Genomic DNA, 7,108 nt, shown 5'->3' with positions numbered 1-7,108 from the left:
CGCCGAGGCCGGGTTTAGAAGGCGGCGGGCTACCCAGGCGGCGAGGTCCTCGACGCTGGCCGGTCCTGAGCCTCCGCACATCTCCAGATACGCGGGCGTTCCACCGACCAGAGCGTTGACCTGGAACGCCAAGTCTGGGTCGTGCTCGAATCCCCAGAACCCGGCGGCTTCTCTGAATCCGAAGGGCCGCACCACGAGTTCGAGGGTCGCCCTGCCGCGCAGCGGTGCGCTGCCGCTGAGGAGTTGGGACATGGTGGTCAGGGCGCTTCCGCAGAGGATGAGCCGGGTGCGGGTGTTCTCCTTCGCGAAGCTCAGGGGGCTTAGCGCGTGTTGGAGGTAGGAGGGCAGGGCCTGTGTCGCGGCCGAAAGGTACGGGAACTCGTCGATGATCACGGGTACCGGCGCCTCGGTGCCCAAGCGCATCAGTTCGTCCAGCGCCTCGCGCCACGATGCGAACAGGACCGGCTGGCGAAGGCCGCGGAAGGCGGCGTATGCGGCGCCGAGGTCCGCGAGATTTTGCAGCTCGGATTGCTGTGTCGCGGCGAACAGGAATCCGCCGGTCTGCCGGGCGAGCAGTTCGAGCAGGAGGGTCTTGCCCTGTCGACGACGCCCGTAGACCAGGCCGAGCGTCGCGCCGGGCTGCGGAGATGAGGCGAACTCCGTCAGGTCCCGCCACTCGGTATTGCGGCCGAAGAGGCGCATCGGCTTGTCGGACAAAGGGCTCTCCAGGGTTCGTCGGCAGTGCTTGCTTCATGAATGATAGCTGCAGCTATCATAGCTGGGGCAAGCGCTGTGTGCGACGGATTGCGAGTCGGGTCGGCGCTGACATGAAGAGCACGAGATAAGGGGCTGCGCCTACCGAGCGATTGTCGGCCGCCGTAAACATGCAGGTCGTGGTGATGGCTACGGCGCCCGATTGGTGCTGGGCGGTCATAGGCGGGCGTCGCGCACGCTTGCGGCGGATTCTCCCCGAGCGCTCCCCGGAATGGCTGAATATCAATCAGATTCAGCATCTGTGCAGGTCAGAGGCTTGTGCAGGCGGACGTTCGCGCGGCCCCTTTGCGGGTCAAGTACAAGGAGACCGCCCGCGGCGGCCTCGCGGTCAACGTCATCGAGTGCTAGCCGACCTCGGCGGCTTCACCGGCCGGGCGTCGCCCGGCCGCAGCGCCGGCAGGTAGGTGATGAACAGATCGCCGGCGGCGCCCACCCGTTCTGGGGCACGCCCCTCGGGCATCACGATCCGGCTCGAAGTCCGACATTCGCCGGGCCCGGCCGGCGCGAGTGTTAGCCAACCCGCTCCGAGTGGTTGACGGGGGGCCCGTGAGTTTCCATAATATCCGGTAGCCCACGCTACGTAAGTTATTCCCACCACCCACAAAAGCGTGGCGAGAGCCCACGGGCCGGAATATCCCGGCCACCTATTGATATGCGGAGCGGAGCTTCGGCTGAGGCTCCGGCCGCAAGGTCGTCGGGTACCTGTGCGGGGGTACTGTTAGCGTTCACCGTCTTCGTCGGCATGCCCACGACCTGCAATGACGACGAACAACGACGCAGAGCCACCACTGCGCCGCGGCGCTTCGCGCCTTCACTCTCATCGTCGAGAGTTCCTCCTGCCGTCATGCGATCCGGCATGCGCTCATCTGGAGAATACCCATGGGGAGAAAAGGCAGAACCGGGCAGTTCGCCGGTCTCAGCACCCGTACACGCATTCCGTCCGCGGCCCTCGTGTCGGCCTTCGCGTTGGTCGCGGGGTTGCTTTACGGCGCCGCGGTCCCGTCCGTGGCGCAGGCCGCGTCGAGTTCGGGGGTCACCGTGACCCCGGCCGTCTCCGCGACCGCGCGGACCGTCACCCTGGTCACCGGAGACCGTGTCACGGTCATGAGCTCGGACGGGCACACTTCCGCTCAACTGGTGCCCGCCGCCGGCAGCGGTCCGGCCGAGACGTATCAGCAGCCCGGCGGTGACCAGTACGTCGTCCCGGCGGTCGCAGAGCCCTACCTGGGCCGGCAGCTCGCCCCGGCGCTGTTCGACGTCTCGGCGCTGCTGCGCGACGGGCTCGGCACCGCCGCCCGCATTCCCGTCTCCGTGACCTACGCCGCCGGCGTGAGCCCGAGCGCACCCCCCGGTATCACCCTGACCGCCGTCAGCGGCCAATCGGCGAGCGGCTATCTCACCCCCGCCTCGACCGCGTCGTTCACCGCGGGACTGCGCGCCTCGATCGGAGCGGACGTCAAGGCGGGCCGCCCGGCCGGCAGCGGCCCGCTCTTCGGCGGCGTCACCGGCGTGAACCTGGCCGCCGGAACCACGATCGGCGCCGTCAGCCCGCGCTATCCGATGCACGACGTGCAGATCGACGAGACCGACACCGCCGGCAAGCCGATCGCGGCCGCGGCCGTGCTCTTCAACGACCTCGACAACCTCGAGGCCGGGTACGGCAATGTTCCCGTGGACAACGGTGTCGGGCGGGTCGCGCTTCCGGCCGGCCACTACCTGGCGACCTCGCTCGTGTTCGACTTCGACGTCAACGGGGCGTTGGCGGCGATCCACTGGATCACCGACGACGAAGTGACGGTGCCCGCGAGCGGGACGGTGCCCACCGTCAAGCTCAGCGAGGCCGAGGCCACCTCGGCGATCACGGTGAGCACGCCGCGCCCGTCGACGGAGCGGGGCCTGAACGTCACGCTCTACGACAGCGACGCCGCCGGGCATATCGCGGGCACCGGCATACTCGGCTTCACCACCCCGACCTACGTCAACCCTGTGGCGAAGCCGCCGGTCGGCTGGGTGCGGCTGCAGGTCTCGTGGAGCGGGGTCGGCCCGGCGACCGGCCCGGCCTACCGCTACGACGTGGCGTTCTCCGCGAACGACGTGCCCGCCGACGAGTCCTACGTCGTGCGGCCCGACCAGGTGGCGACGGTGAAGCAGAGCTACTACGCGGATCCCGCCGACGGAACGAACGGGACGCTGTTCAACACCGTGTACGACCAGACGGTGAACGCGGTGCTGGCCGAAGGCGGATTCCTGATCACCGCCGGGTCCCCGCAGACCATGCCGAGCACGGTGACCGACTACATCGGAACGGCCGACACCGGTGAGTGGGGCCAGAGCATCTTCACGGCCAACTTCACCACGATCCAGGCCGACATCCGCACGTTCACCGGCGGCGAGAGCACCGCGATCAGCTGGCTGCACGGCCCGCTCGCACCGGTGATCGGCCAGCACACCGGCCCGCAGTTCTGCCAGGTGTGCACGGCCGGCGCCTCGCTGATCCTGGGCTTCGACCCGGTCGGCGACAGCGCGCCCGACCACGCCGGGTACTTCCTCGGTGCGACCAACGACGACTTCATCCTCTACCGCAACGGTGTGATCGTCTTCAGCGGCGCCGCGGACGGAGTCGAATCCGGCAACCTCAACACCGCGCCCGCGACGTATCGCGCCGTCTACACCAGAGACGCGAGCGGCGCGGCCGGCGTGAGTCAGTCCGCTGATGTGCTCACCGACCTGACGGTCGACTCGGCGACCAGCCTCGCGCTGCCGAGCGAGGACAGCTGCTACGGCCAGTCAGCCACCGCGCCGTGCCGTCTGCTGCCCGCGCTGACGCTCGACTACCGGCTCGACACCGACCAGACCAACACGAGCGACCAGCCCATCGAACTGCTCCAGCTGGGCGTGGGCCACGTCGGGTTCGACCGCGTCGAATCCCACGCCGCGATCACCTCGGCCGCGGTCTCCGTGTCCTTCGACGGCGGCAAGACCTGGCAGCAGGCCACGACGACGGGCTCGGGCGGCCGGTACATCGCGGCCTGGGACAACCCGACGTCGGCGAAGGGCACCAGCCCCGAACTCAAGGTGAGCGCTACCGACGCCGTCGGCGGCAGCATCACCCAGACCATCGTCGACGCCTACACGATCGCCAAGTGAGAGGGCTGACCATGAGGGGATACTCCCGGATACGCGCGATCCTGGTCGGGCTCGCGACGACGGCGACCGTCGCGGCCGGCGTGGCCGCGGCGATGCCGGCCGACGCGGCGGCGGCGCCCGCCACGAAGGCGCCGACGACGAACGTGCGCGACGCCTGCCCGGCGACCACGCAGGTGCGCTGCTTCGCCGAACTGCGCACCGACGTGCACGGCGGCTTCGGGGTGCGCGGCGCCGCCGCCGGCCGGATCGCGCCGCGGGCGCTTCCCACCGGCTACGGGCCCGCGACGCTGCAGGCCGCGTACAAGCTTCCGGCCGGTCACGGTGCGGGAGAGACGGTCGCGGTGGTCGACGCCGGCGACGACGCGACGGCCGAGGCCGATCTCGCCGTCTACCGCAGCACCTACGGACTGCCCGCGTGCAGCACGGCCGACGGCTGCTTCGCGAAGGTCGATCAGTCCGGCACCACGAGCCCGCTGCCGCCGGATCAGGGTTGGGGTGTGGAGATCTCGCTCGACCTCGACATGGTCTCCGCGGCCTGCCCGGGCTGCCACATCCTGCTCGTCGAGGCGGACACCGCGACCTTCGACTCGCTCGCGGCGGCCGAGAACACCGCGGCCAAGCTCGGCGCCACCGAGATCTCCAACAGCTACGGGGGCACCGAACAGGAGGCCATGGAGCCGTACGCCGCGGACTACAGCCACAAGGGCGTCGCCGTCGTGGCGTCCTCGGGCGACTACGGCTATGGCATCCCGAACTTCCCCGCCGTCTTCAGCAGCGTCATCGCGGTCGGCGGCACCTCGCTCGCGACCTCGACCGACAGCCGCGGCTGGAGCGAGACCGCGTGGGACAGCGACGGCGGCGCCACCGCGAGCGGCTGCTCGGCGTATATCGCGAAACCGACCTGGCAGAAGGACCCGAACTGCCCAGGGCGCACGGTCGTCGACGTCTCGGCCGACGCCGACCCGAACACCGGCCCCGCGGTCTACGACGCCCACGACGGCTACGGCTGGACCGTGGTCGGCGGCACCAGCGCGGCCTCGCCGTTCATCGCGGGCGTGATCGCGTTGGCCGGCAACCCGTCCGCGCTGCCGAACGCGTCCTACGTCTACGCGCGCAAAGCCGACCTGAACGACGTGGTCGGCGGCGCCAACCTGGACGGCGGCGGCGACTGCGGCGGCGACTACCTGTGCAACGCCGTCAAGGGCTACGACGGCCCGACCGGCCTCGGCACCCCGGACGGTATCGCCGCGTTCTGATCCGACGCGGAGTCAGCAGGCTGACACGCACGCGAATTCGGTTGGCCTGGATATCCCACAGGTCGCTGCCGCACACGCAGCCGACCACGATGCGCACGACCGCGTCGGTCGGCTGCTGGATCTTCGGCTCCGCGACGTCCTCGACGCGGACGTCGCCGGCCTGGTAAAGGAGGGTTGCACGCATAGCAGGTGCCTTCTTTCGGCGCTCTCGCGATAGGGCGATATCAGGGTGCTAATCAGCTGTCGGGGGTGCGCGGCGCCCGGTAGACGGCGTCGGTGACCGCCTCGCCCCACGCCGTCTGCGGTGTCTCGTCACCGACGCCCTCCATCAGCACGAGGTGAGCCATGAAACGGTCGGCGGTGGCGCCGTGCCAGTGCTCCTCACCAGGCGCGGTGTAGATCGTGTCGCCCGGGGTGGGCTTCGATGACCGTGCCGTCGCGGGAGCCGAGCAGGGCGACGCCCTCGATGATGTACAGCACTTGGCCCAGGCGGTGCGAGTGCCAGTGCGAACGGGCGCAGGGCGCGAATCGGACGATGGCCAGTCGGGCCCGGTCGATCCCGCCGTCGACCCACACGTCCCCGGTGAACGTCGCGGCCGGGCCCTTGGCCGTGGGCGGACGGTTGATGATCTCCCTGAATCGCGCGTCACTCCTCGGTGATCTTCTTGAGCTCGGTGATCGCGGACATCGCGTTGGGCCATCCGGCGTAGAACGCGAGGTGCGTGATCGCCGCCACGAGTTCGTCCTTGCTCAGCCCGTTCTCCAGAGCCAGGCGCAGATGTGAGCGGAGCTGCTCGGTGCGATACAGCGATGTCAGCGCGGCCACCGTCACCAGGCTCCGGTCCCGGCGGGACAGGGCCGGATCGGCCCAGACCTGCCCGAACAGCACGTCGTCGGTCAAGCGCACCAGCTCGGGCGCCGTGTCCCCGAGCAATTGCCGCGCGCGGCTCGCTCCTGCCTCTGCCATCTCTTTCCCGTCCTTCTCTCGCCGCTGACGTTGATCTCCCCTTCTCCAAGGTGTCACCGGCGACCGCCCGGCGGCAGACCGACCTTTGCCGGGGAGCGGCCAGCGGGGGGTGCGACACGTCCCCCCCTCGGCCCATGCGCGCACGTCAGCGCCGGGGCACACAGGTGGCATGGCAACGCAGTGGCACCCAGATGGCGGAACCGAGCTCGGGCGGTTCCGCACCGCCCGGCGCACCCGGGTCACCCCCGGCCGAGGTCGGTCTCCCAGTCGGCACCGGCGTACGCCGCACCCCGGGGCTGCGCCGCGAGGAGGTCGCCGTGCTCGCCGGGATGAGCATCGACTACTACACCCGGCTGGAGCGCGGCAAAGAGACCCGCCCGAGCCCGGCCGTGGTCGACTCGCTCGCCCGCGCGCTCACCCCGGGCCGGCGCCTCGGCGTGTTCGTCGCCGAACCCGGCACGCCCGACCACGACGCGATGATCCTGCTCGACATGACCGCGCCCCGACCCGCCGGGCACCCGACCTCCCCGGCGCTCTAGTCCGCTAGTCCTCCAGCCCGACCGTCTGCCGGTCGGCGCTCGAGAAGGAGATAGCGAGTTCGGCGGGTTCGTCGCCGAGGTTTCTGGCGCTGTGCCAGACGCCGCTGGGGATCGAGACGATGTCGCCTTCCTCCATCGCCCGCTCCTCGTCGTTCCACGTCTGGATGATCCGGCCCTTGACCACCCTGAGGACCTCGTCGCAGTTGGGGTGGTAGTGGCGGCCGTTCTCCCGGCCGGGGTCGAGGATGCACATCCCGACCGTCATGGTCGTCGAGTTGCCGATGGCGGCCGAGACGTACCATTCGAGCCGCCCCCACGTGTGCGGTTCGTGTACACAGTCCGCGGCTGCGCGCAGGTGCGTGTCGATGTCGTGCTCGCTCACGGGGTGTCCTTCAGTTCGATTTCGGTGTTGTCCGAGGCGAGGG

The 7,108-nt window shown here is 69.9% G+C and carries 5 protein-coding genes and 3 pseudogenes; 3 read left to right on the top strand and 5 right to left on the bottom strand.

Features of this window, described 5'->3' with window-relative positions; all coding sequences use genetic code 11:
- Positions 1-717, bottom strand: a 717-nt coding sequence (locus tag VG296_RS32040; protein WP_325572267.1) for an AAA family ATPase, incomplete at its 3' end; no start/stop codon positions are given.
- Positions 718-1,653: 936 nt separating this feature from the next.
- On the opposite strand from VG296_RS32040, the gene VG296_RS32035 reads away from it, so the two are divergent.
- Both VG296_RS32035 and VG296_RS32030 read left to right on the top strand, forming a co-directional pair.
- Positions 1,654-3,921: a hypothetical protein gene (locus VG296_RS32035; protein WP_325572266.1), complete on the top strand. Its 2,268-nt coding sequence runs from the start codon at positions 1,654-1,656 to the stop codon at positions 3,919-3,921.
- Between the two features lie 11 nt (positions 3,922-3,932).
- Complete coding sequence (locus VG296_RS32030; RefSeq protein ID WP_325572265.1) at positions 3,933-5,177, top strand: S53 family peptidase; 1,245 nt, start codon at positions 3,933-3,935, stop codon at positions 5,175-5,177.
- Between the two features lie 55 nt (positions 5,178-5,232).
- Here VG296_RS32030 and VG296_RS33120 read toward each other — a convergent pair.
- The 3 genes and pseudogenes from VG296_RS33120 to VG296_RS32020 all read right to left on the bottom strand — a co-directional run.
- Positions 5,233-5,361: pseudogene (locus VG296_RS33120) on the bottom strand (IMP dehydrogenase); the annotation flags it as partial.
- A 52-nt stretch (positions 5,362-5,413) separates the two neighbouring features.
- Positions 5,414-5,807: pseudogene (locus VG296_RS33115) on the bottom strand (cupin domain-containing protein).
- Between the two features lie 16 nt (positions 5,808-5,823).
- Positions 5,824-6,144: a carboxymuconolactone decarboxylase family protein gene (locus VG296_RS32020; protein WP_325572263.1), complete on the bottom strand. Its 321-nt coding sequence runs from the start codon at positions 6,142-6,144 to the stop codon at positions 5,824-5,826.
- A 169-nt stretch (positions 6,145-6,313) separates the two neighbouring features.
- Between VG296_RS32020 and VG296_RS33110 the strand changes: the two are divergent.
- Positions 6,314-6,560, top strand: a pseudogene (locus VG296_RS33110) (helix-turn-helix domain-containing protein); the annotation flags it as partial.
- Between the two features lie 127 nt (positions 6,561-6,687).
- On the opposite strand, the gene VG296_RS32010 reads toward VG296_RS33110, so the two are convergent.
- Complete coding sequence (locus VG296_RS32010) at positions 6,688-7,065, bottom strand: cupin domain-containing protein (RefSeq protein ID WP_325572261.1); 378 nt, start codon at positions 7,063-7,065, stop codon at positions 6,688-6,690.
- Positions 7,066-7,108: the final 43 nt, after the last annotated feature.

The sequence above is a fragment of the Actinospica sp. genome (assembly GCF_035552695.1).
GTDB lineage: Bacteria > Actinomycetota > Actinomycetes > Streptomycetales > Catenulisporaceae > Actinospica.
Note: the sequence above shows the minus strand (reverse complement) of the source record. Positions and strands in the feature narration are given on the sequence as shown.

What these genes read in the sequence shown, in the direction of transcription:
- VG296_RS32035 (WP_325572266.1), top strand. Translation starts at nt 1,654, where the DNA reads ATGGGGAGAAAAGGCAGAACCGGGCAGTTCGCCGGTCTCAGCACCCGT.
- VG296_RS32020 (WP_325572263.1), bottom strand. Translation starts at nt 6,144, where the DNA reads ATGGCAGAGGCAGGAGCGAGCCGCGCGCGGCAATTGCTCGGGGACACG.
- VG296_RS32030 (WP_325572265.1), top strand. Translation starts at nt 3,933, where the DNA reads ATGAGGGGATACTCCCGGATACGCGCGATCCTGGTCGGGCTCGCGACG.